Raw genomic sequence first — 24193 nt, forward strand, 5'->3', positions numbered from 1 at the left:
GTAGGGGAAGGACAGAGCGTGAATGGCAATTGATTTTCCTTTCCTTGATTGAATGTTCATAAAGGATTAGAAAGGTTAACACATAATGAAAACTCAAAAACAACTTATTCTGTATATAGGAACCATTTTCTTTCTCATATTGTGTATTGGAATCAGCATTGTATACGGGTATACCGATACGTCGTGGAGAATAGCGTTTGAAGCGTTTACCAACCCTGATGGTTCGACTGAGCATATTGTACTTCAGACGATTCGGTTACCACGGGCACTTATTGCTGCGACAGTAGGGGCATCCCTCGCGATTTCAGGCGTCCTGATGCAGACCTTGACCAAGAATCCGTTAGCATCTCCCGGTATTTTCGGGATCAATGCCGGAGGTGCCTTTATGGTGGTAGTGGCGGTTACGTTATTTGGTGTAACCAATCTTCAATCCTTTACGTGGCTGGCATTTTTAGGAGCAGGACTGGCTGCCGTCGGAGTGTATGTCATCAGTTCCGTTGGGAATAACGGGTTGACTCCCATGAAGTTGACGTTAGCAGGGGCTGCCATCACGGCGATGTTCGCTTCATTCACACAGGGATTGCTTGTATTGAATGAAGCGGCGTTAGAGCAGGTATTGTTTTGGCTTGCAGGATCTGTTCAAGGGAGAAACCTCGACATTTTAACCGGAGTATTTCCTTATATTGTAGCAGGCTGGATCCTTGCGCTCATGTTAGCAGGTAAAATGAATATACTTGCCATGGGAGAAGATGTTGCCAAAGGCTTGGGACTCAAAACAGCATTGATTAAATGTATCGCATTACTTGTGGTGGTGCTGCTGGCTGGAGGTTCCGTAGCCATTGCTGGACCAATAGGCTTTATTGGAATTGTCATCCCCCATCTTGCGAGAAAAATCATCGGGGTTGATCATCGCTGGTTGATCCCTTACTCAGGATTGCTCGGAGCGATTTTGCTATTGGCCGCTGACATTGGAGCCCGATACATCATCATGCCCCAGGAGGTGCCGGTTGGTGTTATGACAGCCATTATTGGTGCACCATTCTTCGTGTACGTTGCAAGGAAGGGGTTTTAACCGATGAATAGATTTATGGGGAAACGCTGGCTTCAGGACCGGGTTTCTATGCTCGTTGATATATCAGCAATGAAGAAAATCATGATATTAGGCGTCATCACTGTACTCGTCCTTATTATGAGTACGGGAATAGGTGACTTGAAAATAGCACCATGGAAGGTCGTAAGCGTCTTCTTTGGGGGCGGAACAAGTTTAGAACAGCTTGTTGTTACGTCTTTTCGACTTCCAAGGATTATCATTGCCTTGTTAGCCGGGATGGCATTGGCCGTTGCAGGGGGAATTTTACAGGGGATGATTCGAAATCCTTTGGCATCTCCCGACATCATCGGGATAACTGGGGGTGCAGGAGCAGCTGTGGTCGCTTTTCTGACCATTTTCAGCAATGATGATAATACCTTGATGGTCAGCATTAAATGGCTTCCTGTTGCTGCATTTATAGGGGCAGCAGTCATTGCCTTTTTAGTCTATTTCTTAGCATGGCGAAAAGGGGTATCGCCTGTCAGGCTCGTCTTGATTGGAATCGGGATATCAGCTTTGACACAAGCTTTGACAACACTTCTTATGATACTAGGCCCTATATATAGAGCCAGTCAAGCGAACATTTGGATAACGGGTACCGTGAACGGATCGGATTGGCAGGACGTATGGATCCTGCTTCCGTGGAGCTTGGTCTTTATCCTGTTAAGCTTCTTTATAACCCGTCAATTAAATATTCAGGAACTTGGGGAAGAAATCGCTACAAGTGTTGGAGGGAACGTTCAGAGACAACGCTTTTTACTTCTCCTAATGTCAACGGCTCTAGTGGGTGGAGCGGTTGCCTTTGCTGGGGGAATTGGCTTTGTAGGTCTGATGGCTCCCCATATGGCAAGACGATTGGTAGGATCATCTTTCGGTGTGTTACTTCCGACTGCCGCTTTAATAGGTGGTATTCTCGTGATGGTAGCAGATCTGATCGGCCGAACATTATTCCTGCCCCTGGAAGTTCCAGCCGGTGTATTTACTGCAGCGATCGGAGCACCTTATTTTATCTATCTATTATTTAAAACAAGAAATTCTTAAAGGAGTTGGCCATTAATGAGTGACATTTTACAAACGAAGGATTTAACTCTATCTTACGGGGAACGAACGATCATTGATGAACTGAATATTGACATTCCAAAAGGGGAGATTTCTGTCTTCATCGGCGGAAATGGCTGCGGTAAATCGACTCTTCTTCGTTCCATTGCCAGATTACTTAAGCCGAAACAAGGTTCGGTTCTGTTGGATGGGGAAGCAATCTCTCGTTTATCAACGAAAGAAGTCGCTCGTAAAATGGCTATTCTCCCTCAATCGCCAACGGCTCCAGAGGGATTGACCGTCCTGCAACTGGTAAAGCAAGGTCGTTATCCTCATCAAACCTGGCTCAAGCAGTGGTCCCTTAAGGATGAAGAAATTGTCCAGGATGCACTGAAGGCAACGAAGATGGAAGAACTGCAACACCGGAAAGTGGATGAACTTTCAGGGGGACAGAGACAGCGTGCTTGGATTGCGTTGACATTAGCGCAAGACACAGACATCATTCTGTTAGATGAACCGACTACCTATCTCGATATGACCCATCAAATTGAGATTCTTGATTTATTATTCGAACTCAACGAGAAAGAGCAGCGAACCATCGTCATGGTCCTGCACGATCTTAATTTAGCCTGTCGCTACGCCCATAATATTGTCGCCATCCGTGATAAGCAAATTTATGCCCAAGGGAAGCCTGAAGATGTGATTAGCTGTGAACTCGTGAAGAATGTATTTGATATGGATTGTCAGGTTTCTCGAGATCCATTGTTTGGAACGCCGCTATGTATCCCGTTTGGTAAAGGCCGTTGCATTCTGAATGCTGTGGGTGAGACGGGATGAATGCCCTCACCCAGGAACAGTGGGACACTCTTGAGAAATATCGTTTTCATAGAGAGTGGGATCCTGCTTTTAAAGGGGAAGAAGCAAGTTCTTTCTTAGGGGAGAATGACATGAAAGCTTATCTATCCGGCAAGCTTTCGTCAATCGGAACAGATGATCTTAAGGTAGCAGCGTCCTTATTCATGAAACGCTATGCTTTCATAGCAGCAATGGGATTAATGGCGATGACGTATTGGAATAAGAAAGTAAACCTCGCCCCTGAAAACCTTATACTGGTTGATGGAGATAAGAATGGATTATGGATGCCTCAGTTTTATTTGAAAGATGTAATCGTTACTGAATTTACTTCCACCGAGGAGAAAGAGGAATTTATTCAGTTGATCTTTCGAGATCATCTTAATGGAGTGATCCAGTCATTAAAGAAAGCGACAAAGCTGTCAAATATTATTCTGTGGGAAAATATCGCCGTATATGTTTTCTGGATTTTCGAGAATGATGATTTTCTTTTAAACGAAGGAATGAGAATACTGCGTGACGAACAATTCCGCCAGCTGCTTTCTGAGGAAAACAGCCAGTGGTTCGGACGGTATCACAAAAATCCATTGGCTCGTTACTATAATGGAAAAGTAAATGTAGAAGGAGTAACGGAAAACGTACGTGTTCGTAAAACGTGTTGTTTCTCCTATAGACTGGAAAATGGGGAGCAGTATCGCTGTAAAACATGTCCGCAAACCTGTCGAGTGAAAAGGACATAGCTCTCACAAGGAGGTTTATGATAATGAAAGAATTTCCCGAACAATTTGATGCATTGTTAGAAAAGTACACTGAGCTTTTAGTAGGTAATACCGATTCGGACAAGAAAGAAATGGTCACACGATACGCTCTTTACTCATTCATCGCGAAAAACATGCCTGCACTCGTGAAACACTGGAATTCATTATATCCAGAGGGTAAAGATGAGATGAAACGAATCGTCGGCGAGATAAAAGAGATGAATGAAGCTCATCGTGAGGAAATGAATGGGAAAAAGAAGAAAGAGTAATTGATTTTTATGTGGAAAGTGCCCTTTTTTGTTTGAGAGGGTGCTTTTTTTATTGGAATTTGTCTGGAGTCGGGAGGCAGAGGATCATTTTAAATGAGTTTGGGAGATATATTATCGACTTTCAAAATTTCATTTTTAAATTTTCAATCCGGAAAAAAAGGCAGACTCAAGTCTGCCCCCAATTATTGGACTTGCCCGCCATACCCATAAGGAAATTGAGAAGAATATTGCTGGTGCTGCTGATAGGATTGTTGAATCTTTTGACTGTCGGCAGCCTCAAGCTTGTACCAGCCTTTGCGGAACATTTCATTGTATAGCTCGCGTTGAGCATTTTGTGTTTCATTAAAAATCGTGAGCAGGTCTTGATATAGCGCTTGATGACTCGCTTCGTTCAGAGCTGTACAGTAAGAAGCAGTCATGTATTTCTCGTGAGATAGTACATCCGTTATAAAGTCTCGATCATTCATCTGTGGGGTTTCAGGTACTTGTGTTTGCGGGTTTTGGATTTTTTGCTGATTTTGTTGATTCATGTAAGAGGACTCCTTTCTACATCATGTTTTGGTTTTGGTTAGTCGTATTCAAATGTGCTAATAGTTGTTGGTAGTGACGTTGATGCATTTGGCCGCATTTATCCAACTCAGCTTTAATCTCAGTATCCTGACATTGAGCTGCTGCAAAATGGCACTTCTTCATGGCATTAAGATTCCATGCAAGCATGTCATTTAAATATAAAGAATCCTTTGTTGTAAGCATTTGCGGTGGTTCCGTATAGGCTTGTTGCTGGCTTCCTTGTTGAGATTGTTGTTGCATTTTCATTTCCTCCTTAATATCCTTTCTTTGTATGATCGATAGGTAATATTACCCTGTATACGACCCCTTAAGAAAGTTTTATAATCATAGGGCAAAGGTTATTTTTCCTAATGCTCAACATGATTATTCACGTATTTACAAATTCCGATAATATTCTACTAAGAAAGTATTGAAAGTATATTCAAAATGTTTAAAAGGTGATAAAATGTTGGTAAATATATTAATAGTATGAACCTTTTCTTTTTTAGCAATAAAGAAAACGGTTTCATAATATGATATATATGTTTTTTCAGGGGGTAAGCAACATGGAGCAAGCAATGCGTAATTTCTTTTTATTCCTTTCAAAAAATAAGCCGATGACGAAGCTGGCTAAGAAATATGGCCTACGTTTTGGAGCCGGACGATTCGTTGCAGGATCTTCCATTCTGCAGGCAGTTGATGTTATTCGCGAACTGAATAGTCAGAATCTTGTTGTAACGATCGATTATTTAGGTGAGTTTGTGGACAATGAGCGAGAAGCAAACGAAATGGCTCTTGAATGTATAGAGGCTGTTCGTGCGATCGGGAAGGAAAACCTGAAATCTCAATTATCCCTGAAGATGACCTCAATGGGGTTGGATATTTCCGAAGACGTTGTCATGAAGAATATGAGGTTGATTCTTGATGAAGCAACCAAGCAAAATGTATTCGTGACCATTGATATGGAAGACTATTCCCGCTGTGGAAAGACCATTGATATCTTCAAGCGCTTAAAGTCTGAGTATGATAATATCGGCACGGTAATACAAGCCTATTTATATAGAACAGAAAAGGATATGGATGATCTGAATGCGTATTCCCCCAATCTGCGTCTAGTAAAAGGAGCCTATAAAGAATCACCTGAAGTTGCGTTTCCAGAAAAGAAGGATGTAGACGATAATTTCAAAAAAATTATTAAAACTCATCTGTTGAATGGCAATTATACGGCTATTGCCACTCACGATGATGAGATGATCGAATATACGAAGAGACTCGTGGAAGAGTACAACATTCCTCGTGATCAATTCGAGTTTCAAATGCTTTTTGGCATTCGTGTAGAACGTCAGCATGAACTGGTCAAAGAAGGCTATAAAATGCGCGTATACGTTCCATACGGTACGGACTGGTACGGGTATTTCATGAGAAGACTGGCTGAAAGACCGGCAAATGTCGCCTTTGTTCTAAAAGGGGTCATGAAGAAATAATAATAGTAGATAGTATTAAGACTCTATGGATGTTCATGGAGTCTTATTTGTATATTCATAAGGCTGTTTTCGTAAACTTTGTTGCTTTTGAAAAAGCGAGCAGTAGTTGACTTCCGCTCCAGGTGCTCGCTTTTCTCGGGGCGTGAGTTGAGCCTCCTCGGGCTTTGACCTGCGGGTTCTCAACTGTCTAGCTCCGGCGGCTAGCCCCTCGAGGTCATAAGATGAATGTCGGGGCTGGGCGAGCCGCCTCCGCTATTCGGAGCTTCCCGCAATTCCCGCAGGAGTCGAGAACCTGTAGCGAGAATAAACTTTCTAAGCATGAAATACTACTATAGACTAATATAAATACCATACACGTTTAGAAAACAGTATTTTTCAAAGTGTGCAGTCGTCGATTTTAGCTTTTTATAGTAGAAATACTATTCCTTTCGATTGTTTTTGGTCACGATTAAGCTCTGTCACGAAGATCTTTTATAGATGGTGAGGGGAATTGCGTAGACTCCTGCGGAAGAACCGTCGTGCCGAGACTCCGTTCGGCTAAGCTGAGGAGGATCGGCCGAACGCTAGCTGCAAGTGGAGCAGCTCCCCTCACTATCACGCACAAACTGATTGACAGAGCCTTGGCAGGTCATGTGTTTTAAAACAACAATCTTTGCGAATAGAGGCATTCATAATCAGTATGGGAGGTTAGAGTGAAAATGAATATCGTTCCTATTAAAGTAGAAGGAAAATATTTCAAGAAAATGATTAAGCTTTATTGCCAACTCTTTAAGGTGGATCCAGCCGGCATGGAACAACAGTTTAGACGTCATTCTATGTACCCGCATTTTGAAGGATATCTCGCTATTGTGGGTGATGAAGTCGCAGGGTACGTATATGGATATTCCTCTAAAAAAGGGCAATATTACCACGAGCTCTTGTCCCGTCATTTACACCCGAATCGTGAGTGGATGGAGAATTGCATGGAGCTGGTCGAACTTGGTGTTCATCCCGATTACAGAGGAAAAGGTATTGCTAAACGACTGATGGGAATATTATTGCAGCATAGAAGAGAGGAAAGAGCACTTCTTACAACCCGCAAGGATAATCAATCAGCCATTGACTTTTATCATTCTCAAGACTGGAAAACCCTTCGTGATGGATTCTATCCACATGTTCCCCACGAATATATCATTATGGGGAAAAACTTAAGCCGAAAGGAGAGGAGTGGTTGATTTCGGCTCAACTTCTGAACAGTAAGAGGGAAATGGAGTTCATCCCGCTTATACTTTCAGAAGTTTCGATTAGTATGGTCACGGGCAAGGCTTTTTAATTGTTACGTTATTCACAATATTATATAATAAAAGAGAATAATCTTCATGAAATAAGAGGCGATAAAATGGAAATTACCATTGATAACTTGACTTTACTGCTTGGCCTCTTGCTTTTAGTCGGTGTTGTAACCGCTAAGTTCTCCACACGATTAGGCGTTCCCTCACTTATTTTATTTATCATCGTAGGTATGGTATTAAATACATATTTCTTCTTCGATAATGCTCCAATGACACAATTCATCGGAACACTTGCTTTAATCATCATCCTGTTTGAAGGTGGACTTCAGACGAAATGGAGTAATGTGAAAAGTGTCTATAAACCTTCATTATCACTGGCAACCATTGGAGTCATTGTGACCACACTTTCGATTGGAGTGGCAGCAAAGTTCATTCTGGATGTAAGCTGGCTGGAAGGGATGTTATTTGGGGCAATCGTTGGTTCAACGGACGCTGCAGCGGTTTTCTCCGTTTTAGGGAACAAAAACATCAAACCTAAAATTTCTTCTACACTGGAAGCAGAATCAGGCAGTAACGACCCGATGGCAATCTTTTTGACGGTAGCTTTTTTGCAATTGATCCAATTTCCCGGATTAAATCCAGCTACCTTGATTTTAAGCTTTTTTTGGCAGATGGGTATGGGATTAGTACTTGGTCTGGCACTGGGATGGGCATCTGTATGGATCATCAATCGGATTAATCTTGATTCATCCGGTTTGTATCCTGTTCTGTCTATCTCACTGGCGATCTTCACATACGCATTTACGAGCATACTTGAAGCGAGCGGTCTATTAGCTGTCTATATCATGGCGATTGTAGTCGGAAATCAGGAATTGACCTATCGACATTCGATTGTCCGCTTTAATGAAGGATTTGCCTGGATGATGCAAATCGTCATGTTTATCCTGCTGGGTTTACTAGTTTTCCCTCAGCATTTGCCAAGCATTGCGTGGCAAGGTATTGTTCTCTCGATTCTATTGATTGTAGTAGCGAGACCACTGGGAGTCTATTTAAGCCTTGCTCTGGCAAAGAACTTTACGGTAAAAGAAAAGTTCTTCATCTCATGGGCAGGTTTGAAAGGCGCGGTACCAATCGTATTGGCAACGTATCCAATGGTAGCCAATATCGAAAACAATGAAGTCATCTTCAACGTCGTGTTTTTCGTTGTTCTTCTATCCGCTCTGATCCAAGGAACGACCATTTCACCTTTAGCCAACTACCTTAAACTTGCTGGAGAAGAAAGACCTCCTATCGCTCATAGCATAGAACTTGTTTCAATTGGTAAAACCAACAATGAAATGCTCGAAATTCTCATTAACGACGATGCCTTTATTACAAACAAGTCGATTAAAGACATCAACCTCCCTGAGAAAACATTGATTTCAGCAGTTATTCGAAACAATGAACTAATCACTCCAATGGGAGACACCGTCATCAAAGCGGGCGATACACTCTATGTGCTTGCAAATAAAAGTCAGAGAAAGCGTATCAATGAGCTCTTGAATTCTAAAGGGGGATTAAGTTCCACTTAAACAGAACAATTATCCCCGTTTCCTCTTCAGATGCTTGAGCCGGGCACGAGCCCCCTCATCCGAGATGAGACAAAATCTTTCAATATGTCACTAAATAAAAAAGCAATCTCCCACTTGGAAGATTGCTTTTTTTTGATTAATCAGCAGAAACGGCTGCTTTACCCATTGATTTTCTCTCAAAGAGCTGTTCGAAAATCGGGAAGCTATATTGAACCACGAATCCTAATAGGAGCGTAACAATGATTGTACCGATTCCAATATCACCCTTAAACAGGAATGCCAGTGACAGAGCAAATCCTTCACTGATGATACGGGAATTACGAAGATTTAATCCGAAACGCGTATGGATTGCCACCATAAGTGTATCCATCGGGCTTGCCGGGAATTTAGCCTGTAAGTAAATCGCAATACCAAGTCCCATTGTCAAAATGCCTGAAGCAAGGGCAAACACCTGATTCATCAGCATCTCAGGCGCATAATTATTAAAGACAACCAGTAACCAAAAATCAATCAAAAGACCAATCACAAGAATGGACCCCGCAGCCAATACATCAGGCTTCTTCTTCATAATAAGAGCATTAAGGCCGATCAGTACAATCCCATTTATGAAAACAGCGGTTCCAACCGTAATCCCAAACATATTCGATTCCCCAACGGCCAGGGCATCCCAAGCAGAGGCACCCAAACCAGATTTAATAATCAAGGCAACCCCCATTGTCAAAATAAAAAGTCCAATCGTAAAAAACAAAAGTCTGCGCTTCATTGCATAGTCTCCTTCTCTGTAAACGTTATCATTACTGTACATTAAAAAACAGACGAGCTACCTTAGGTGGTGATGATAAAGTAGGAGGTCTGACGACTTAAAATTTATATTCTTAGTTTACTGTAAAAGTGGGGACAAGGCAAAGTTAATTTTTGTATGAGAAGGGAAAAAGATTGGAAGAGTTATTGGGGGATTAGTGTGTGTGCTTTTAGCGAAATTTGTCGAACGGTCGATATATTGAAAATACGGTTGATAAAATGAAATAACGGTCGATAAATCTGGATGACGGTTGATAAATCGATATAACGGTCGATATATCCAAACAACGGTCGATCAATTTCCCAATGGCCTATAAATCCCTTTGAAACGGTAATCACTCACGCCCAAACCATCAACTTTACGCAAAAAAAGCACCCGACCAACAAAATCGGGTGCTATTCTTCCTAACTTACTATGGTTGCTTCTTAAATTGATTGTTTTGACTGTTTCTTTTCCCTCCGCCGTCCATATCAACGGTAGGACCAGCGTCACCCTTCACACTTGCCGCACTTACTCCAGCTTTTGAAGGATTTTTCTTATGCTTAGCCATGTCGAACACCTCCATTACTAAGATTCCCTTATCCATATAGAATTATGAAAAAGAAGAGGGACAGACCTCAAAGTGAGGTCCGTCCCTCTTAATCGACCACAACTTTCCAATTGTGATTACAGGCAGCTTTTATTGTTTTATGTTTGAGGAAGTAATCAGCAATCAACTCGGTCATGTCGATTTGGATCTCTTTGATAACCTTCTTGTTTTTGAACATGGAGTATTCTCCGCCGCCACCTGCCCGGTAATGGTTCATGACGACTTGATATTCCTGATCTTCTGCTAAGGGTTCCCCATTGTAGAAGAGGGAAGTGACTCGTTCTCCTATTGGATGGCTGATATTCAACACGTAGTCAATTCCTTCCCACATATCATAATTATAATGCTGAGGTTTAGGGGTGGTGAAATCAGGGTTCACACTAAGCACCCCTGCTTGGTTTACAGTAAAATAAGATGCCGAGCGCTCAAGGGCAAGTCGTATGTCTCTACCTGTAAGCTCAAGAACGGTTAAAGTATTGGGATAGATGTAATTAGACACGATGTCCCTCAATGTGACTATACTGGGCAGGCCCTGTTGTGATTCACTAAATAGAGCGGTTGCTGAAATGGAAACGTCCGCTGCCTCCATTTGGACGCGCTGGATGAACTCAATGAATGGATGTTCCTTAATACGAGCCTCGAATGTATCTACTATCTGCATATATCCTTCAATTGTACCAATGGGTTGGTCCAGCCAGGATTGTGTTTTGCTTTCAATATCCCGGGCTGTGGAAAGGACCTTCTTATCGGCCTCCATTCCTTCCATGGAAATGATTGAAGGCACCTTGTTTACAATCGTCCATCCGTGCTTGTTTCTTTGTAACTCAATGGTAATATGTCCGATGCTCTCACCATGCATTCCCGGCTGAACGATTGAAACACCATTGATGGTGCCGGCAAGTTTTCTGTGTTGATGACCGGTCAGCATCACATCGATTCCTTTTATTTTCTGACAAATCTTATAGCCTTGGTTTTCACCAGTTTGTCGTTCAGTTGGTGAACCGGTTTGAATATCCTTTTCAAAGCCCCCATGATACGAAACAATCATCACATCAGGTTTTTCTACTGTGCGGATGTAGGAAACCCAATTAAGAGTTGAGGTAAAGGCATCTTCGAATGACAAATCGACAATGTGAGAGGGATTTTCCCAGTTTGGAATATAATGTGTCGTTACACCAAGTACAGCTGCTTTCACCCCATTTGGGAACACTTTGATAAAGTAAGGGAGTCCGAACAATGGTTTCATCGTCCCCTTATCGAGGATATTAGCGGCTAAAAAAGGATACTCTGCTTCTTGATGAGCTTTACGTAAGGGTTCCATCCCATAATTGAATTCATGATTGCCGATCACGGCTGCATCATAATTTATTTCATGTAAAATTGAAACAAAAGGGTTTGGCAAATGACGAGCTTGTTTCATATAGTAATAAGTAAGGGGAGTGCCTTGATAGAGATCCCCGTTATCAATGACCAATACATTGCCGGTTTGGTCTCGTATTTCTTTTATATAGGCAGCGATTTTACCTAATCCAACGGTTGCCTTTTTCTTAGTTCCATAATAGTAAGGGAATATATGCCCGTGAATATCACTGGTTTCAAGAATCGTGATAGATGTCGTATGTTTTTTCATTCCATCCTCCATATCCTTAAAATTTTCAGTACATTCTTGTGTATCAAGTTTACATTATCCAGGAAGAACATGACACAGTAAAAACACCAAAGTTTTTGTAAAATTTATCATTTTTAGTCTTTTAAATATTGCGATATTTTAGAAAATCAGATATATTAGATGTAACAGGAACTCATTCGAGTCTTTTTTTTGAATAAAAAATGAATGAGTATTCATTCAAAGTGTGTAAAAGGGGGAAATACCATTGGTTCGTAGAATTCAGAAAGCCGCAGTGTTAGGATCAGGAGTCATGGGTTCAGGGATTGCCGCTCATCTTGCAAATATCGGCATCCCGACAATGTTATTAGATATCGTACCAAGAGAATTAACCGACGAACATAAAGCAAAGGGACTGACAGAAGAGAGCAAGGCGTTTCGTAATCAATTTAGTGAAAACGCTTTAAAAAAGCTCTTCAAACAAAAACCGGCGCCATTGACATCAAAGCAAAACGCTTCACTTATTACAGCAGGCAACTTCGAGGATGATCTTACAAATATCGGGGATTGTGACTGGGTGATTGAAGTAGTCGTCGAGAATTTAGATATCAAGAAGAAAGTGTTCGAACAAGTGGAACGCTATCGAAAACCGGGTAGCATCATCAGTTCAAATACATCCGGGATTTCAATCGAGGCTATGTCAGAAGGGCGAAGCGATGATTTCCAAAAGAATTTCTTAGGCACGCATTTCTTCAATCCGCCTCGTTACTTAAAGCTTCTTGAAGTGATTCCAACGAAGAAGACGGATCCGGAAGTAGTCAGTTTCATGAAGACATTTGGTGAAGACATCCTTGGTAAGGGTGTCGTGATGGCGAAAGATACGCCGAACTTCATTGCAAACCGGATCGGAACGTATGGATTGCTCATTACTGTTCAAGAAATGCTGAAAGGCGGCTACTCTGTAGGAGAAGTTGATTCTATCACGGGACCAACGATCGGAAGACCGAAAAGTGCCACTTTCCGTACACTTGATGTGGTTGGACTTGATACATTCGCACATGTAGCGAAGAATGTGTACGACCAGGTAGATGGTGAAGAGCAAAAGGTATTTGAAGTACCATCCTTCATGCAAAAAATGCTTGAGAATGGATGGCTGGGAAGTAAGAGTGGACAGGGATTTTTCCTGAAACAAGGAAAAGAGATTCTGGAGCTTAATCCTGAAACAATGGAGTATCAGCCACGCCAAAAGTTGAAAACCGCTTCACTTGAAATGGCGAAAAATGAAAAAGGCTTAAAAAATAAAATAAAATCACTTGTATATGCGAAAGATCAAGCAGGCACGCTCCTATGGAATATCATGTCCCCGGTCTTAATCTATTCAGCCCAGCTGCACGGTGAAATCGCTGATGATATCGTAGGCATCGACCAGGCCATGAAATGGGGCTTCGGCTGGGAACTGGGTCCATTTGAAACATGGGATGCGATCGGAGTTGAAAAGTCTGTAACCCGTATGAAAGAAGAAGGCTTCAAGGTACCTGGGTGGGTGGAAACCATGCTCGTTGAAGGTCACTCCACTTTCTATAAAGAAGAAGATGGAGAGCGTTACTTCTATCACCATGGAGACTACCAACTTGTAGAGCGAAACCCGAAGGCACTCGACTTAAAGGCGCTTAAGACGCAAGGGAAGCTGATCAAAAAGAATTCCGGAGCAAGCTTAATTGATATCGGTGATGGAATCGCGCTTCTTGAATTCCATTCTCCAAATAACGCCATTGGATTAGATATTACGCAAATGATTAATTTTGCAGTTGATGAAGTAGAGAAAAATTACAAAGGACTCGTCATCGGAAACCAGGGCAAGAACTTCTGTGTTGGAGCGAACCTTGCCATGATTCTCATGGAAGCGCAGGATGACAACGTCTTTGAAATCGATATGGTCGTGCGACACTTCCAGCAGGCGATGATGAAGATCAAATATTCAACGAAACCAGTTGTAGCAGCACCATTCGGCATGACATTAGGCGGAGGGAGCGAAGTTTGCTTACCGGCTGCCCACATCCAGGCTTCCATGGAAACGTACATGGGCTTAGTGGAAGTTGGTGTTGGTTTGATCCCTGGAGGCGGTGGAAACAAAGAGCTTTATATGAAGCACTTAGCGAACCTTCCAAATGGAGTGGAATTCGATCTTCAAAAAGTGGCCAATAAAGTATTCGAAACGATTGCTACGGCGAAGGTTTCCACATCTGGTGATGAAGCTAGAGACAACAACTTCTTAAATAAAGCAGATGGAGTAAGTGTAAACAATGATCATCTGCTATACGATGCAAAACAGGCTGCACTAAGCCTATACGAAGGTGGATACTCAGCTCCGATCCGTAAGAAAGTACCCGTTGTCGGTGAAACAGGATATGCAACCCTTCTTCTTGGAGCTCAATCCATGCTCCAATCAGGCTTTATTTCAGAACATGATCTGATGATCGCGAAAAAGCTTGCTTACGTGATCGCAGGTGGAAAAGTACCGTACGGAACAGAAGTTGATGAACAGTACCTGTTGGACCTTGAAAGAGAAGCGTTCCTGAGTCTTGTTGCACAGCCGAAATCACAACAAAGAATGCAGCACATGCTTGTTAAAGGAAAACCATTACGCAATTAATCAGCGTTTACACCATATTAGAAAGCGGGGGAATTTCATGCGTGAAGCAGTCATTGTTGCTGGTGCAAGAACACCAGTCGGAAAATCAAGAAAAGGATCATTAGCACAGGTGCGACCAGATGATCTTGGGGCACTTGTAGTTAAAGAAACCCTCAAACGTGCAGGAAACTATGAAGGCAATATCGATGATTTGATCATCGGATGCGCGATGCCTGAAGCAGAACAAGGGTTAAACATGGCAAGAAATATCGGTGGTCTTGCAGGACTGCCTGATTCAGTACCGGCGATTACGATTAACCGTTATTGTTCATCTGGATTGCAATCCATTGCTTATGCTGCAGAAAAAATCATGCTTGGTCACTCTGATACGGCGATTGCAGGTGGAGCTGAATCCATGAGTCTTGTTCCCATGATGGGTCACGTAGTCCGTCCGAATGCCAGGTTAGCTGAAAATGCGCCTCAATACTACATGAGTATGGGGCACACAGCTGAGCAGGTGGCAAGAAAGTTCGGTGTATCCCGTGAAGATCAAGATGCATTCGCAGTAAGAAGTCACCAAAAAGCGGCAAAAGCGATCGCAGATGGGAAATTCGACGATGAAATCGTACCGGTTGATGTGCTTCATCGTTCAGTAAGCAATGAAAGTAAACTGGTCGAGAAATCATTCCAATTTTCAAAAGACGAAGGTGTACGTGCTGAAACAAGTTCGGAAGTACTGGCTAAGTTACGCCCGGCATTCAATGTGAAGGGGTCTGTAACAGCAGGGAATTCTTCACAAACGAGTGACGGCGCGGCAGCGGTCATGGTGATGGATCGTGAAAAAGCAGGAACCCTTGGTCTTCAGCCTATGGCGAAATTCAGAAGTTTTGCCGTAGCGGGAGTGCCACCTGAGATCATGGGAATCGGTCCAGTCGAAGCAATTCCACGCGCATTGAAAATGGCAGGATTGGAGCTGTCGGATATCGGACTTTTTGAGCTGAATGAAGCATTCGCTTCTCAATCCATCCAAGTCATTCGTCAGCTGGGATTAGATGAAGAAAAAGTGAACGTAAACGGTGGAGCCATCGCTCTTGGTCATCCACTGGGTTGTACAGGTGCGAAGCTGACCCTTTCCCTCGTACACGAAATGAAACGCAGAAACCAACAATTCGGTATCGTCACCATGTGTATCGGCGGCGGTATGGGTGCAGCCGGCGTCTTTGAATTAATAGGTTAATAGGAGGGAAGGACCTCGAATGCCGAGGCACCTTACTCCTTCAAAATAATAATTTTTAGGGGGATTCGAAATGGCGAATCAAACAGAAAAGCTGATCAAGGGTGGAAGTTTTTTAATTGAAGATGTAAGCTGTGAGCAAGTTTTCACACCGGAGGAATACTCTGATGAACAAAAAATGATTGCCAAAACAACCGAGGATTATGTGTTAAATGAAGTGGTACCTGTGATTGATAATCTGGAAAACCATGAATTTGACCACTCTGTTCGTCTATTAAAAGAAGCGGGAGATCTCGGGCTTCTAGGGGCAGATGTTCCTGAAGAATACGGCGGTCTTGGATTAGACAAAGTAAGCTCGGCACTGATTGCTGAAAAAATGTCCCGCGCAGGTGGATTCTCCATTTCTCACGGTGCACACGTTGGAATCGGTTCACTGCCAATCGTTCTGTTCGGTAACGAAGAGCAAAAGCAAAAATACCTTCCTCCACTGGCAACTGGTGAGAAACTGGCAGCATACGCATTAACAGAGCCGGGTTCAGGTTCAGATGCTCTGGGAGCCAAAACGACAGCTAAATTGAATGCAGAAGGTACTCACTACATTTTAAATGGTGAGAAGCAGTGGATCACGAACTCTGCATTTGCTGATGTATTCGTTGTGTACGCAAAAATCGATGGGGAGCATTTCTCTGCGTTTATCGTAGAAAAAGAATTCCCTGGCGTTTCAACTGGTCCGGAAGAGAAGAAAATGGGTATCAAAAGCTCATCCACTCGAACATTAATTCTGGAAGATGCTGAAATTCCAGTGGAAAACCTTCTTGGGGATAGCGGGAAAGGTCATATCATTGCCTTCAATATCTTAAACATCGGCCGTTACAAATTAGGGGTAGGGGCTGTCGGAGCAAGTAAACGTGCATTAGAGGTAACGGTACAATACACTAATCAACGTCAGCAATTCAAAACACCAATTTCTGCTTTCAACCTGACAAAAGAAAAACTGGCAACAATGGCGTCTAAATTATACGCAGCAGAAAGCTCCGTTTACCGTACAGTAGGATTGTTCGAGGATCGTATGAGCAAGCTTACGGATGAAGAAGTGAAGAACGGAACTGAAGTGGCAAAGTCGATTGCAGAATACGCGATTGAGTGTTCATTGAATAAATTCTTCGCAACAGAAGTACTGGATTATGTAGTCGATGAGGGTGTTCAACTTCATGGTGGATACGGATTTATGCAGGAATACGAGATTGAAAGAATGTACCGTGACTCCCGTATCAACCGTATTTTTGAAGGAACGAATGAAATCAATCGTCTTCTGGTTCCTGGCACATACCTCCGTAAAGCCATGAAAGGTGAACTTCCACTACTTCAAAAAGCACAGGCACTTCAAGAGGAATTAATGATGCTTATGCCAGAAGAAGTAGGCGATGAGCCACTTGCTCAGGAAAAATACCTTATGAAAAACGCTAAGAAAATCGGCTTGATGCTTGCTGGTTTAGCGGCTCAAAAATTCGGTAAGGCTCTTGAAAAAGAGCAGGAAATCCTTGTGAACATTGCCGATATCGTTTCAAACGCTTACGCGATGGAGTCCGTTGTTCTTAGAACAGAAAAAGCGATTCAAAAAGGTGGAGTAGAGAAAGCTCAACAAAAACTTCTTTACACACAAATCTTCTGTCAAGAAGCATTCAACGAAATCGAACAACATGCGAAAGAAACGCTTGTAGCAACTGAAACGGGTGACACACTGCGGATGATGCTATCCGCACTTCGTAAATTCACCCGCCATACACCGATCAACGTGATCGCAGTTAAACGTGCGGCATCAGAAAAGCTGATCGACGCAGAAAAATATACACTTTAATTGAGTAGTTTAAGGGACGGACCTCTGAATGGAGGTCCGTCCCTTTGTGTTTGAACATTGAAGTTGAGGTGGTAATCATAGATGAATAAGACAGTTTTAATTACAGGAGCTTCAAATGGTATCGGTTTGCACTTTAGTCATAAATTTGCAGGTTCAGGTCATGATGTGATTCTCGGGGCAAGAAGTGAGGAGAAGCTTCGAACTCTATCAAAAGAAATAGAAAGTAAGTACGGAGTGAAATCATACGTCATACCATCAGACCTTTCCAAACCTGGAGCATCTGAAACGTTATATGAGGAAGTGAAAACACAAGAGATTCAGGTAGATATCCTTATCAATAACGCAGGCTTCGGTTTGTTTGGTGAATTCGAGCAAACAGCGCTATCAAAAGAGCTCGACATGATTCAAGTGAATATAACTGCCCTTACAGAGCTAAGCAAGTATTTTGGAAAAGAAATGTTGGGCAGAAATAGTGGACAAATTCTAAATGTAGCCTCAACAGCCGCATTCCAACCGGGTCCATTATTGGCCGTTTACTATGCAACCAAAGCGTATGTCCTTTTTATCTCAGAAGCATTGGCAAATGAATGGACATCACACGGAGTGAAAGTGACCGCTTTGTGCCCAGGAGCTACCAAAACGGGATTCAGCGATGCAGCTGACCTACAATCTTCAAAACTATTTTTGTCTGGTGTGATGAGCGTGGAAGAAGTGGTAGAAGAGGGGTATAACTAAATGATGACGAAGAACAAAACCGTTATCATCCCAGGTATTAAAAACAGATTGCTGACTCGGTCCATTAGTTTTATACCCAGGAAAATGGCCACAAATATTGTTCGTAAAGTACAAGAACAGGTATAATTGAATGTGAATGAGTTTGAAGGGAGAAGACTATGGGTCAAAAAGCAATCGAAACATTTCGTGCTTGTATTCCATTATTTCAAGCACTGAGTGATCCTTATCGTCAGGACATAATATTACTTCTTGCCGAACAAGAACCTCTTACGGTCAATCAAATTACTGAAAATCTGACATTATCGCGCCCTGCTGTTTCTCACCATTTAAAGATCCTGAGAGATCAGCAATTAGTGTCATTAGAGCAAAGGGGGACGCAACGCTTCTATTCTCTTGAATTGGATAATGCAACCGTCCTTTTGAAGGAACTGGTTGAGACGGTTGAAAAACAATGTGAGTAATGTTTCTTAAAAGAAGGATAATAAAGAATATTGTCGAATGTAGAGATAGATTCGTGCAATACAGAATGCTGGATGGAGCCTTGCTTCATCCAGATCATAATGAAAGGTGGTGGAATGATGTCGTTGACTTTTTATTCTTATCCAAAGTGTGGTACGTGCCGGAAAGCAAAGAAGTGGCTTGAAGATCAAGATATAGCAATGAATGAAATACATATTGTCCAAAACCCACCGTCTAAAGACGAGCTTAAAAGCCTATATGAAAAGAGTGATTTACCTCTTAAAAAGTTCTTCAATACAAGTGGTAAAAAGTATCGTGAACTAGGATTGAAAGATAAAGTAAACTCAGCTTCTGATGAGGAATTATTAGAAATCCTTTCCACAGACGGGATGCTGATCAAGCGTCCAATTACAGCAGATGGAAACAAGGTGACAGTTGGTTTCAAGGAAGAAACCTTTGAAGAAACCTGGAAGTAAAAGAGGTCTATGATTACCAAATCATGGACAATGAAAAAGTTTCCTTATTCACGCTTAGTTTTCTTGCTTTTTCAATGAAAAGTGTGTCAATATTAGGTTGTATAACTAGCATTTGGAGGGATAGGAATGAGTACACCGAAAGAACTTCGTTATTCAGAAGAACATGAGTGGGTCAAAGTTGAAGGTGAAAATGTACGCGTAGGAATCACATCATTTGCACAATCTGAGCTGGGCGATATCGTATTCGTTGAGTTACCAGAGGTTGGAGATGAGATTAAAGCGGACGAGCCATTCGGTAGTGTTGAATCGGTTAAAACCGTTTCAGAGCTATATGCGCCTGTATCGGGTAAAGTGGTAGAAGTGAATGAAGAGCTATCTGATAGCCCTGAATTCGTGAACGAATCACCTTACGAAAAAGCATGGATGATCGTTGTTGAACCTTCAGATGCTGGAGAAGTAGACAAGCTTATGACAGCTGAACAGTATGACGAAATGATTAATGAAGGATAATTTCTTCAGTAGCACCTTGAGAATTTCTCAAGGTGTTTTGTTTTTTATTTTGGGTACCATATGAGTAGACGTTTTTTCACAAGGCTCTTTTTGCAAAGTATGTTGTTTTGTAACATAAGTTCTGCCAGGGCTCTGTCAACCAGTGAGTGTTAGATGGTGAGGGGAACCGCTTCACTTGCAGCTAGCGTACGGCCGATATTCTCCCCGGCTTAGCCGAACGGGGTCTCGGCACGCCTGTTTTTCCGCAGGAGTCTACGCAGTTCCCATCACCACCTTTAAGAAACTTGCTTGACAGAGCTTATTGGACAAAAAAATCTAAAGAAAGCAGAATTTCTAGTCCTTAAGAGAGAAAATCCACCGCTGCACTCTTTAAAAGAGTTTGTCTTCTGAAAAATTTATATAATAGAAAAACTTCATGCTGGGAAAGTTGATTGGAGCGGAAGGTGCTCGACTCCTGCGGGAATAGCGGGACAGGTGAGACCCCGCAGGAGCGCAGCGACGAGGAGGCTCACCGCCCGCCCCGCGGAAAGCGAGCATCCTGTAGCGGAAATCAACTATTACTTTCTTCTGTTAAATAGCAACATTTGCGAAAAGAGCCTTTCACCGAGAAAGGATGAACACAAATGGTACTTGAGCCTAAGAAATTAGATGTAACCAATAGAGTGACAGGAAAACTTAGAGATGGTGAAGTAGAACTATATTTGGATAATCAGCCAATCGGGAGAATGGCTTTGCCTCTTGACGGAATAACCATGGAGCCGAACTTTGAAGCAAAAGAAAATAAAATTTATCAAAGCTACACATCCACAGAAGGCGATCAAGCAAGATACACCGATTGTGATGAGGGTGGCTGGTGTTAGAGAGGCTCGTGGTGCCAGATTCATTAATGAATCTGGCACCATTCGTATAAGTAGATGGTTTAGGCAAGCCACTTGCACTTTTTTTTATAAACATGAGAAAATATAAGTAGAAAGTGGACATCATCTCTTGTTATTTGAATATACTATCGTAATCTTATTTATGAAAGATAAGGTGATGATCATGATGGAACTTGACGAAAAAGTAATCATTGTCGAAGGAACAACTGACAAACGAAAAGTAAAAGATATCATTAAAGAACCGATTGAAATTATTTGCACAAACGGGACCATTAGCATTACGAAAATGGACGAACTCATTGACGCTTTATTGGAAAGGGATGTCTATATATTAGTAGATGCTGATGATGCAGGTGAAAAACTACGCAAGCAATTTAAACGTGAGTTTCCTGAAGCTGAACATTTGTATATTGATCGTATGTACAAGGAAGTGGCCGCAGCTCCGGAGTATCACCTCGCGTCAGTGCTTATTGGAGCCAATATCGACGTTCATAAAGAATTTCTAGGAAAAAGGATGATCTAGTTTTGATTGAGGTAAGTAGTACCGGAACTTTAAAACAATCGATTGAAGACCATGCGTTCGAAGCTGTTTATCTTTATACACCGATGTGTGGTACCTGTCAGGTTGCAAGCAAGATGATTGACGTAGTGGAGAAGCTTCCACAATCCTTTCATTTTTCGAAGGCCAACTTGAATTACTTGCCCCAATTTGCAGAAGAGCAATCCATCGAAAGTGTACCCTGCCTACTTTTATTTAAGGATGGCGTCGAAAAGGAAAGGGTTTATGCCTTTCAATCCGTGCCATTTTTATATGAAACCCTAAATGAGACCGCGGATAGTTAGAGGGATAAGAGACCTTTTGGGAGAAGGTCTTTTTTATTTGTCTGATTTCACCTATTTCCTCATAAATCCAATTATAGAACGATTTTCTTTCTACAAACGAAGACATATTTCTCGGGAAATGTTGCGAATGACATCATTTTTTGACCAGAAATTATCCAAATTCTTACTGTTCGACAAATTAGATGGATCGGTTCAAAACATGTCGAGAAAGTATTGAAGGGGAAAATACCTAAAAGTGGAATTGTTATTATATAGAAGTTTCACTGGGAGGGTACTCATGAGAATATATTTAGAGGAATTAGTAGATCAGTGTCATTCAAGATATCACTTACGACTCTTATTTCCAGACGCCCCATTTATTCTTCATTTTGATTGTGGAAGTGACGTGTACGGCATTATTATTTCGAGTAAGAGGTGCGCTGTATTAGATGATATAAGTGGTGATGCTCACTTCGTCATTGAAGGAATGGAGGACACAGTGGTTTCTCTACTCACAGGGGAAGAACGGTTGTCTCAACTGATTGAGGACGGAGCCCTGGAAATAAGGGGAGGGTATCGTCCGCTATTATTTGTGGAGTCGGTCCTTTGGCTAACGAGATCCAGAGAAAAAGAGCCGGTTGAAGTCTAAACATCAAGCTGAAAAAATAATTGACACACTCTAAATCAGGTGATAGAATCTCTCTTGTAGCAAATTTTCAGAGTCTTTAACTATTCCAAATAATTAAATAATATACTTTACTCTTATTAAGAGAGGTGGAGGGACGTGCCCTTTGAAGCCCGGCAACCGTCAATGAAAATTGAAATGGTGCCAATTCACTCAAAGCATTTGCTTTGAAAGATGAGAGAAAGGATAGTCCTATATGATTATGCCTTTCTGCTTATCGCAGGAAGGCATTTTTTATTGCTTCAGAAAAAGGAGCAGGAAACATCAGGTGAATACAACAATAATTCTGATTAAACAGCTCGTTTTACTCCGAAAGAAGGTGGAATACAACATGATTACCATTTCAGATGTGAAGAAAATATATCAATCCAAATCGGGTCCGATCTCAGCCGTTGATGGGGTCGATATTGATATTGCCCAAGGGGAAATTTTTGGAGTGATTGGCTATAGTGGAGCAGGTAAGAGTACGCTGATTCGCATGCTCAATGGTCTCGAAGTTCCTACAGATGGAATAGTGGACGTGAATGGTCAAATCGTTTCCCAAGTAAAGGGTAAAAAGCTTCGGGAAGCAAGACGGTCAATAGGCATGATCTTTCAACACTTTAATCTCCTCTGGTCTCGTACTGTATTAGAAAATATACAGTTCCCATTAGAAATTGCTGGCGTTTCAAAGAAAGAGAGAGTCCATAGAGCCAATGAATTATTGAAGCTTGTAGGCTTGGAAGGCAGAGGAGGTGCCTATCCGTCTCAACTGAGCGGCGGACAGAAACAACGAGTGGGGATTGCGAGGTCGCTTGCTAACAATCCCGATGTCCTTCTATGTGATGAAGCTACTTCCGCTTTAGATCCACAAACAACCGATTCCATCCTTGATTTATTGGTGGATATTAATAAACGCTTAGGGCTGACGATTGTCCTGATCACTCATGAAATGCACGTGATTCAGAAGATCTGTCACCGTGTCGCAGTCATGGAACAGGGAAAAGTCGTGGAACTCGGGGATGTATTGGAAGTGTTCCGAAATCCAAAAGAGCAAGTTACAAAGCGTTTCGTAAGAGAAGTCTCCCAAGTAAAGGAAACGGGTGAAACCATTGATCACCTATTGACGCAATATCCTAATGGAAAAATGCTGAAATTTACTTTTGTAGGTGAATCAACTGAGCAGCCGCTCATCACCGCGCTGATAAGAAAGTTTGACTTAGAAGTAAACATCCTACAAGGACAAATCTCCCAAACCCAAAAAGGTGCCTATGGAACGTTATTTGTTCACCTTGATGGGGATGAACAAACCATTAAAGATGCATTGGCGTTTGCTGAAGAGCAACTGGTTCAAGTGGAGGTGTTGAGAGGATGATTGAAAATTTATTTCCAAATGTTGATTGGGAGAAGATGTGGGAAGCAACCCTCGAAACCCTGTATATGACCGGGATGTCTGTATTGATTACCTTTGTACTCGGAATGATCCTTGGGATTTTGCTCTTCCTTACTTCAAAGGGAAATCTATGGGATAACAAACTGACATATACGATTACAAGTGCAGTCGTAAATGTGTTCAGATCCATTCCCTTCATTATTTTGATCGTGTTGTTAATTCCATTCACCAAGTTACTATTGGACACAATACGTGGAGCGAATGCAGCTCTGCCGGCACTGATTATCGGAGCTGCTCCGTTTTACGCCCGCATGGTAGAAATTGCTTTAAGAGAAGTGAACAAAGGCGTCATCGAAGCCGCGAAAGCAATGGGGGCAAAGACTAGCACAATTATATGGAAAGTACTGATACCAGAATCAATGCCTGCTTTGATTTCAGGGATTACGGTGACAGCCATCGCCCTTGTTGGATACACGGCAATGGCCGGGGTCATCGGAGCTGGAGGACTTGGTAACCTAGCTTATTTAGATGGCTTTCAACGAAGCAGGGAAGACGTGACGATCGCCGCAACCATAATGATTTTACTCATTGTGTTTGCGATTCAGATACTGGGTGATTTTTTTACAAATAAATTAGATAAACGATAAAAGGAG

Annotated in this window: 27 protein-coding genes and 1 riboswitch; of the genes, 22 read left to right on the forward strand and 5 right to left on the reverse strand. The window is 42.1% G+C overall.

Annotation, left to right across the window (positions count from 1 at the left end; all coding sequences use genetic code 11):
• The first annotated feature begins 85 nt into the window (after positions 1-85).
• Genes AC6CIB_RS12630 through AC6CIB_RS12650 form a run of 5 tightly spaced genes read left to right on the forward strand, consistent with a single transcriptional unit; the run spans position 86 to position 4007 of the window.
• Positions 86-1072, forward strand: a complete 987-nt coding sequence (locus AC6CIB_RS12630) for a FecCD family ABC transporter permease (RefSeq protein ID WP_498281142.1) — start codon at positions 86-88, stop codon at positions 1070-1072.
• A 3-nt stretch (positions 1073-1075) separates the two neighbouring features.
• Positions 1076-2131 carry a FecCD family ABC transporter permease gene (locus tag AC6CIB_RS12635; protein WP_498281144.1) on the forward strand — a complete coding sequence of 352 codons (1056 nt, stop codon included), beginning with the start codon at positions 1076-1078 and terminating at the stop codon, positions 2129-2131.
• A 15-nt stretch (positions 2132-2146) separates the two neighbouring features.
• Positions 2147-2965: an ABC transporter ATP-binding protein gene (locus AC6CIB_RS12640; protein WP_498281146.1), complete on the forward strand. Its 819-nt coding sequence runs from the start codon at positions 2147-2149 to the stop codon at positions 2963-2965.
• Entirely contained in the window at positions 2962-3720 is a 759-nt protein-coding gene (gene fhuF / locus AC6CIB_RS12645) for a siderophore-iron reductase FhuF (RefSeq protein WP_498281147.1), read from the forward strand. Before AC6CIB_RS12640 ends, fhuF begins: the two co-directional genes overlap by 4 nt.
• Before the next feature lie 20 nt (positions 3721-3740).
• Positions 3741-4007: a DUF2573 family protein gene (locus AC6CIB_RS12650; RefSeq protein ID WP_498281414.1), complete on the forward strand. Its 267-nt coding sequence runs from the start codon at positions 3741-3743 to the stop codon at positions 4005-4007.
• A 182-nt stretch (positions 4008-4189) separates the two neighbouring features.
• Here the strand turns inward: AC6CIB_RS12650 and AC6CIB_RS12655 are convergent, their stop codons facing one another.
• Positions 4190-4537 (reverse strand): spore coat protein, encoded by a 348-nt coding sequence (locus tag AC6CIB_RS12655; protein ID WP_148970081.1) that lies wholly within the window; start codon positions 4535-4537, stop codon positions 4190-4192.
• A gap of 16 nt (positions 4538-4553) precedes the next feature.
• Entirely contained in the window at positions 4554-4823 is a 270-nt protein-coding gene (locus tag AC6CIB_RS12660) for a hypothetical protein (protein WP_498281148.1), read from the reverse strand.
• Between the two features lie 299 nt (positions 4824-5122).
• Here AC6CIB_RS12660 and AC6CIB_RS12665 point away from each other — a divergent pair, with 299 nt between their 5' ends.
• From AC6CIB_RS12665 to AC6CIB_RS12675, 3 genes are all read left to right on the forward strand, one after another.
• The gene (locus tag AC6CIB_RS12665; protein ID WP_498281150.1) at positions 5123-6040 is read left to right on the forward strand and encodes a proline dehydrogenase family protein; all 918 of its coding nucleotides are present in this window, start codon (positions 5123-5125) and stop codon (positions 6038-6040) included.
• Between the two features lie 698 nt (positions 6041-6738).
• Complete coding sequence (locus tag AC6CIB_RS12670) at positions 6739-7254, forward strand: GNAT family N-acetyltransferase (protein ID WP_498281416.1); 516 nt, start codon at positions 6739-6741, stop codon at positions 7252-7254.
• 164 nt (positions 7255-7418) lie between these two features.
• Positions 7419-8882 (forward strand): potassium/proton antiporter, encoded by a 1464-nt coding sequence (locus AC6CIB_RS12675; protein WP_498281152.1) that lies wholly within the window; start codon positions 7419-7421, stop codon positions 8880-8882.
• Between the two features lie 136 nt (positions 8883-9018).
• On the opposite strand, the gene AC6CIB_RS12680 is transcribed toward AC6CIB_RS12675, so the two are convergent.
• The 3 genes from AC6CIB_RS12680 to AC6CIB_RS12690 form a co-directional block, all read right to left on the reverse strand.
• On the reverse strand, positions 9019-9645 hold the full coding sequence (locus AC6CIB_RS12680) for a YczE/YyaS/YitT family protein (RefSeq protein WP_498281154.1): 627 nt from the start codon (positions 9643-9645) through the stop codon (positions 9019-9021).
• A 451-nt stretch (positions 9646-10096) separates the two neighbouring features.
• A complete protein-coding gene (locus AC6CIB_RS12685) occupies positions 10097-10234 on the reverse strand; it encodes a YuzL family protein (RefSeq protein ID WP_113969033.1) in 138 nt (45 codons plus the stop codon).
• 88 nt (positions 10235-10322) lie between these two features.
• Positions 10323-11903, reverse strand: coding sequence for a bifunctional metallophosphatase/5'-nucleotidase (locus AC6CIB_RS12690; protein ID WP_498281156.1), 1581 nt, complete (start codon positions 11901-11903; stop codon positions 10323-10325).
• Positions 11904-12147: 244 nt separating this feature from the next.
• Here AC6CIB_RS12690 and AC6CIB_RS12695 point away from each other — a divergent pair, with 244 nt between their 5' ends.
• The 14 genes from AC6CIB_RS12695 (at position 12148) to AC6CIB_RS12760 (ending at position 24187) form a co-directional block, all read left to right on the forward strand.
• Positions 12148-14532: a 3-hydroxyacyl-CoA dehydrogenase/enoyl-CoA hydratase family protein gene (locus tag AC6CIB_RS12695; protein ID WP_498281158.1), complete on the forward strand. Its 2385-nt coding sequence runs from the start codon at positions 12148-12150 to the stop codon at positions 14530-14532.
• Between the two features lie 37 nt (positions 14533-14569).
• Positions 14570-15748, forward strand: a complete 1179-nt coding sequence (locus AC6CIB_RS12700; protein WP_498281160.1) for an acetyl-CoA C-acetyltransferase — start codon at positions 14570-14572, stop codon at positions 15746-15748.
• Between the two features lie 70 nt (positions 15749-15818).
• Complete coding sequence (locus AC6CIB_RS12705) at positions 15819-17603, forward strand: acyl-CoA dehydrogenase FadE (protein WP_498281162.1); 1785 nt, start codon at positions 15819-15821, stop codon at positions 17601-17603.
• 81 nt (positions 17604-17684) lie between these two features.
• Positions 17685-18338 (forward strand): SDR family NAD(P)-dependent oxidoreductase, encoded by a 654-nt coding sequence (locus tag AC6CIB_RS12710; RefSeq protein WP_498281164.1) that lies wholly within the window; start codon positions 17685-17687, stop codon positions 18336-18338.
• Positions 18339-18464 (forward strand): hypothetical protein, encoded by a 126-nt coding sequence (locus tag AC6CIB_RS12715; protein ID WP_498281166.1) that lies wholly within the window; start codon positions 18339-18341, stop codon positions 18462-18464.
• A 32-nt stretch (positions 18465-18496) separates the two neighbouring features.
• Positions 18497-18799 (forward strand): ArsR/SmtB family transcription factor, encoded by a 303-nt coding sequence (locus tag AC6CIB_RS12720; RefSeq protein WP_498281168.1) that lies wholly within the window; start codon positions 18497-18499, stop codon positions 18797-18799.
• A gap of 117 nt (positions 18800-18916) precedes the next feature.
• On the forward strand, positions 18917-19273 hold the full coding sequence (locus tag AC6CIB_RS12725; protein ID WP_498281170.1) for an arsenate reductase family protein: 357 nt from the start codon (positions 18917-18919) through the stop codon (positions 19271-19273).
• A gap of 126 nt (positions 19274-19399) precedes the next feature.
• Positions 19400-19783 carry a glycine cleavage system protein GcvH gene (gene gcvH, locus AC6CIB_RS12730; protein ID WP_044338178.1) on the forward strand — a complete coding sequence of 128 codons (384 nt, stop codon included), beginning with the start codon at positions 19400-19402 and terminating at the stop codon, positions 19781-19783.
• A gap of 623 nt (positions 19784-20406) precedes the next feature.
• Entirely contained in the window at positions 20407-20643 is a 237-nt protein-coding gene (locus AC6CIB_RS12735; protein WP_498281171.1) for a YusG family protein, read from the forward strand.
• Positions 20644-20824: 181 nt separating this feature from the next.
• Entirely contained in the window at positions 20825-21184 is a 360-nt protein-coding gene (locus tag AC6CIB_RS12740; protein WP_498281173.1) for a toprim domain-containing protein, read from the forward strand.
• A 2-nt stretch (positions 21185-21186) separates the two neighbouring features.
• Entirely contained in the window at positions 21187-21504 is a 318-nt protein-coding gene (locus AC6CIB_RS12745; protein ID WP_498281175.1) for a thioredoxin family protein, read from the forward strand.
• Between the two features lie 277 nt (positions 21505-21781).
• Entirely contained in the window at positions 21782-22132 is a 351-nt protein-coding gene (locus AC6CIB_RS12750) for a hypothetical protein (RefSeq protein ID WP_498281177.1), read from the forward strand.
• A 110-nt stretch (positions 22133-22242) separates the two neighbouring features.
• Positions 22243-22349, forward strand: a riboswitch (SAM riboswitch).
• Positions 22350-22499: 150 nt separating this feature from the next.
• Positions 22500-23522 carry a methionine ABC transporter ATP-binding protein gene (locus AC6CIB_RS12755; RefSeq protein ID WP_498281418.1) on the forward strand — a complete coding sequence of 341 codons (1023 nt, stop codon included), beginning with the start codon at positions 22500-22502 and terminating at the stop codon, positions 23520-23522.
• Positions 23519-24187 (forward strand): methionine ABC transporter permease, encoded by a 669-nt coding sequence (locus AC6CIB_RS12760; RefSeq protein ID WP_498281178.1) that lies wholly within the window; start codon positions 23519-23521, stop codon positions 24185-24187. Before AC6CIB_RS12755 ends, AC6CIB_RS12760 begins: the two co-directional genes overlap by 4 nt.
• The last annotated feature ends 6 nt before the right edge of the window (positions 24188-24193 follow it).

This window comes from Rossellomorea sp. GQ25 (genome assembly GCF_059758515.1).

What these genes read in the sequence shown, in the direction of transcription:
- AC6CIB_RS12630 (WP_498281142.1), top strand. Translation starts at nt 86, where the DNA reads ATGAAAACTCAAAAACAACTTATTCTGTATATAGGAACCATTTTCTTT.
- AC6CIB_RS12635 (WP_498281144.1), top strand. Translation starts at nt 1,076, where the DNA reads ATGAATAGATTTATGGGGAAACGCTGGCTTCAGGACCGGGTTTCTATG.
- AC6CIB_RS12640 (WP_498281146.1), top strand. Translation starts at nt 2,147, where the DNA reads ATGAGTGACATTTTACAAACGAAGGATTTAACTCTATCTTACGGGGAA.
- fhuF (WP_498281147.1), top strand. Translation starts at nt 2,962, where the DNA reads ATGAATGCCCTCACCCAGGAACAGTGGGACACTCTTGAGAAATATCGT.
- AC6CIB_RS12655 (WP_148970081.1), bottom strand. Translation starts at nt 4,537, where the DNA reads ATGAATCAACAAAATCAGCAAAAAATCCAAAACCCGCAAACACAAGTA.
- AC6CIB_RS12660 (WP_498281148.1), bottom strand. Translation starts at nt 4,823, where the DNA reads ATGAAAATGCAACAACAATCTCAACAAGGAAGCCAGCAACAAGCCTAT.
- AC6CIB_RS12665 (WP_498281150.1), top strand. Translation starts at nt 5,123, where the DNA reads ATGGAGCAAGCAATGCGTAATTTCTTTTTATTCCTTTCAAAAAATAAG.
- AC6CIB_RS12670 (WP_498281416.1), top strand. Translation starts at nt 6,739, where the DNA reads ATGAATATCGTTCCTATTAAAGTAGAAGGAAAATATTTCAAGAAAATG.
- AC6CIB_RS12675 (WP_498281152.1), top strand. Translation starts at nt 7,419, where the DNA reads ATGGAAATTACCATTGATAACTTGACTTTACTGCTTGGCCTCTTGCTT.
- AC6CIB_RS12680 (WP_498281154.1), bottom strand. Translation starts at nt 9,645, where the DNA reads ATGAAGCGCAGACTTTTGTTTTTTACGATTGGACTTTTTATTTTGACA.
- AC6CIB_RS12685 (WP_113969033.1), bottom strand. Translation starts at nt 10,234, where the DNA reads ATGGCTAAGCATAAGAAAAATCCTTCAAAAGCTGGAGTAAGTGCGGCA.
- AC6CIB_RS12690 (WP_498281156.1), bottom strand. Translation starts at nt 11,903, where the DNA reads ATGAAAAAACATACGACATCTATCACGATTCTTGAAACCAGTGATATT.
- AC6CIB_RS12700 (WP_498281160.1), top strand. Translation starts at nt 14,570, where the DNA reads ATGCGTGAAGCAGTCATTGTTGCTGGTGCAAGAACACCAGTCGGAAAA.
- AC6CIB_RS12705 (WP_498281162.1), top strand. Translation starts at nt 15,819, where the DNA reads ATGGCGAATCAAACAGAAAAGCTGATCAAGGGTGGAAGTTTTTTAATT.
- AC6CIB_RS12710 (WP_498281164.1), top strand. Translation starts at nt 17,685, where the DNA reads ATGAATAAGACAGTTTTAATTACAGGAGCTTCAAATGGTATCGGTTTG.
- AC6CIB_RS12715 (WP_498281166.1), top strand. Translation starts at nt 18,339, where the DNA reads ATGATGACGAAGAACAAAACCGTTATCATCCCAGGTATTAAAAACAGA.
- AC6CIB_RS12720 (WP_498281168.1), top strand. Translation starts at nt 18,497, where the DNA reads ATGGGTCAAAAAGCAATCGAAACATTTCGTGCTTGTATTCCATTATTT.
- AC6CIB_RS12725 (WP_498281170.1), top strand. Translation starts at nt 18,917, where the DNA reads ATGTCGTTGACTTTTTATTCTTATCCAAAGTGTGGTACGTGCCGGAAA.
- gcvH (WP_044338178.1), top strand. Translation starts at nt 19,400, where the DNA reads ATGAGTACACCGAAAGAACTTCGTTATTCAGAAGAACATGAGTGGGTC.
- AC6CIB_RS12735 (WP_498281171.1), top strand. Translation starts at nt 20,407, where the DNA reads ATGGTACTTGAGCCTAAGAAATTAGATGTAACCAATAGAGTGACAGGA.
- AC6CIB_RS12740 (WP_498281173.1), top strand. Translation starts at nt 20,825, where the DNA reads ATGATGGAACTTGACGAAAAAGTAATCATTGTCGAAGGAACAACTGAC.
- AC6CIB_RS12750 (WP_498281177.1), top strand. Translation starts at nt 21,782, where the DNA reads ATGAGAATATATTTAGAGGAATTAGTAGATCAGTGTCATTCAAGATAT.
- AC6CIB_RS12755 (WP_498281418.1), top strand. Translation starts at nt 22,500, where the DNA reads ATGATTACCATTTCAGATGTGAAGAAAATATATCAATCCAAATCGGGT.
- AC6CIB_RS12760 (WP_498281178.1), top strand. Translation starts at nt 23,519, where the DNA reads ATGATTGAAAATTTATTTCCAAATGTTGATTGGGAGAAGATGTGGGAA.